At 47.8% G+C, this 2,348-nt stretch carries 4 protein-coding genes; 1 reads left to right on the top strand and 3 read right to left on the bottom strand.

What is annotated here, in order from left to right:
• The coding region (locus tag Q0R35_RS08930) for an ATP-binding protein (protein ID WP_295616381.1) at positions 1-128 on the top strand (128 nt) is incomplete at its 5' end.
• Here the strand turns inward: Q0R35_RS08930 and Q0R35_RS08925 are convergent.
• From Q0R35_RS08925 to Q0R35_RS08915, 3 genes are read right to left on the bottom strand one after another with little or no spacing between them, the layout of a single operon-like run.
• Positions 121-921, bottom strand: coding sequence for a sulfite exporter TauE/SafE family protein (locus Q0R35_RS08925; RefSeq protein ID WP_295616378.1), 801 nt, complete (start codon positions 919-921; stop codon positions 121-123). The two genes, Q0R35_RS08930 and Q0R35_RS08925, sit on opposite strands and share 8 nt — an antisense overlap.
• The gene (locus Q0R35_RS08920; RefSeq protein ID WP_295616375.1) at positions 918-1,466 is read right to left on the bottom strand and encodes a rhodanese-like domain-containing protein; all 549 of its coding nucleotides are present in this window, start codon (positions 1,464-1,466) and stop codon (positions 918-920) included. The genes Q0R35_RS08925 and Q0R35_RS08920 overlap by 4 nt, the downstream gene beginning before the upstream one ends.
• A gap of 16 nt (positions 1,467-1,482) precedes the next feature.
• Positions 1,483-2,196 carry an MBL fold metallo-hydrolase gene (locus Q0R35_RS08915; RefSeq protein WP_295616372.1) on the bottom strand — a complete coding sequence of 238 codons (714 nt, stop codon included), beginning with the start codon at positions 2,194-2,196 and terminating at the stop codon, positions 1,483-1,485.
• Positions 2,197-2,348 lie beyond the last annotated feature (152 nt).

The following is a 2,348-nucleotide window of genomic DNA, read 5'->3' as shown; positions in this document are numbered from 1 at the left end:
CGGGCTTAGGATTGGCAATTGCTAAATCGATCGTCGAGCAGCATCATGGATCGATTAGCGTCCAAAGCAACTTGGGCGAAGGGGGTAAATTTATCGTTAGATTGCCTGCTATTTCCTCTTCTAATTAAGTAAGATTTGAATTAATACAAAGCTAGCCACTGTTAGTAAAAAATAACCAAACCACTTCTGCAATTTATGAGCGGGGACAAACTTAGCTAGATGCGTACCGATGATGCTCCCTAGCGCAGCCGCAAGCGTAAAAGAGCCAGTCAGATACCAATCGATCGATACGTGCCCCAAATAACCGAGTAACCCAGCTCCAGAGTTCAAAGAAATAATTGCTAGCGATGTCGCAATTGCCTTTGGCATCGTCAGATTTCCGAATAGCACTAAAGCCGGAACGATCGCAAAGCCACCCCCTACCCCCACTAATCCAGTTAAGATGCCGACTCCGAATCCTTCCGTCAACAGCCATAGCCAACAGTACTTACAAACGGGTCGCGGATAGCTACTGAGGGGATCTCGCTCCTCTGGCTCGCCGATCGAACTATCGGTGCGGGGTTGACGAAGAATCATAAACCCAGCAGCTACCAGCATCGCTACTGCAAATAACACCATTTGCAAAGTTGCGGTGATAAACGAATATCCAGCTAACTTTGCTCCCAAAAAAGCTCCAATTGTCGTTGACGAGCCAAAAATGAGTACTGTCTTGAGATCGATTTGCTTGCGCCGCGAGTGCGGGAATAGTCCCAATAGACTGACCACCCCAACCACGATCGAAGTCATCGCGATCGCCGATTTGGGGGCGATCCCCATCACATATACTAGGATTGGTAAAGTCAACACCGAACCTCCACCACCTAGTAAACCCAAGCTAATACCCACTCCTATAGCAAGGCTATATCCCACTAGCCAAGTCATGACACTTTCGCCCTTTGATTGTAAGGAAGTTTGGCAAGCAGCATTCCCATCGCACAAGTATCCGAGATCCCTGCAAATACCAACCCACAACCAACAAAACCACTCAAGAGTAAGAACCAAGGCGATACCAATACACCACACAGAGTACCGATCGCGACCAAGGAACCCGCTACAATTTGTACCTGCCGCCAGAGACTAATCGGTGCTCGTTCGTCGCTGTGAGTGGGGTAGGCAGAGGTTTTCCAGGCATTCAAACCACCTTCAAGATGGATGACTTCCATCCATCCAGCTTCAAAAAGTCGATCGGCAGCCCGAACGGAGCGTTTACCAGATTGACAGTACAGCACGACTTGTCGATCTGGTTGCCGATCGATCGCCACAGGGTCGAACGTCGAGAGTGGCAGTGATACTGAGCCAGTAATATGCTCGCTGGCGTATTCGCCAGCTTCGCGGACATCTAGCAAGATTGCTTGACGATCTCTCAGTAGCCGATCGAGACTAGGGGGATCGATTGCCTGTAACTTAGGATTGATAGGAACTGTCATAATTAGTTTCTAGATATTAAAGCTCGATCGATTGATTAACGCTGGTTAAATTGCCACAATGTTCGTTAGCAGGTATCGCCGCTGCCATCTGCTGTGGATCGGGCAAGTTTAAATTTGTCATGAACTCGATGAACTGTTGACGGCTGCGTCCGACAAATCGCGGATTGAACAGTTTTTCTTCGCCAATGGTAGATCCGGTCAGCCCTCGATAGTCATGGGCGGGATAAACTAGAGTGCGATCGGGCAAAGTAAACAATCGCTCGGTTACAGAGTCAAATAAGCGACCCGCATCGCCACCTTGAAAATCAGTGCGCCCGCAACCGCGAATCAGCAGGGCATCCCCACTCAACAAGTGAGTTCGATCCACCAGATATGCCATGTGATTATCTGTATGTCCGGGTGTAGCAATCGCCTGAATTGCGATCGCCCCAATTTTTAAGTTTTCACGATCTTGAATAAATAAATCGGCACAACTCACGCTAGCTCCGTCAGGAACGACCCCTTGACAGTGGGTGAGTTCCCGCAGCTTGGCAGTTCCAGTAACATGGTCGGCATGAATATGAGTTTCTAAGCAATACTTGAGGATGACACCCAACTCGCTAAGTTGTTGTAGATCTCGTTCTACTCGTTCGATTACTGGGTCGATTAAGATTGCTTCTTTGCTATCCAAATCGGCGATGATGTATGTATACGTACTCGTTTCCCGATCGAGCATCTGGCGAAAAAGCATAGCATCGAACTCCTTGTAGTTTGAGTGGCAATATACTAATCAATCATATTGCCATATAGTAATATAGTCAATATACCAAGTCAATCGAATCGCTGCTCATTCATGCAAATCAACCCTGGCGCAATCGCCCAACTTGCCGATTACTTTAAAGT

This window comes from Chamaesiphon sp. GL140_3_metabinner_50 (genome assembly GCF_025361915.1).
Taxonomy (GTDB): Bacteria; Cyanobacteriota; Cyanobacteriia; order Cyanobacteriales; family Chamaesiphonaceae; genus Chamaesiphon.
This window is presented reverse-complemented; position numbering and strand designations above follow the sequence as displayed.

What these genes read in the sequence shown, in the direction of transcription:
- Q0R35_RS08915 (WP_295616372.1), bottom strand. Translation starts at nt 2,196, where the DNA reads ATGCTTTTTCGCCAGATGCTCGATCGGGAAACGAGTACGTATACATAC.
- Q0R35_RS08925 (WP_295616378.1), bottom strand. Translation starts at nt 921, where the DNA reads ATGACTTGGCTAGTGGGATATAGCCTTGCTATAGGAGTGGGTATTAGC.
- Q0R35_RS08920 (WP_295616375.1), bottom strand. Translation starts at nt 1,466, where the DNA reads ATGACAGTTCCTATCAATCCTAAGTTACAGGCAATCGATCCCCCTAGT.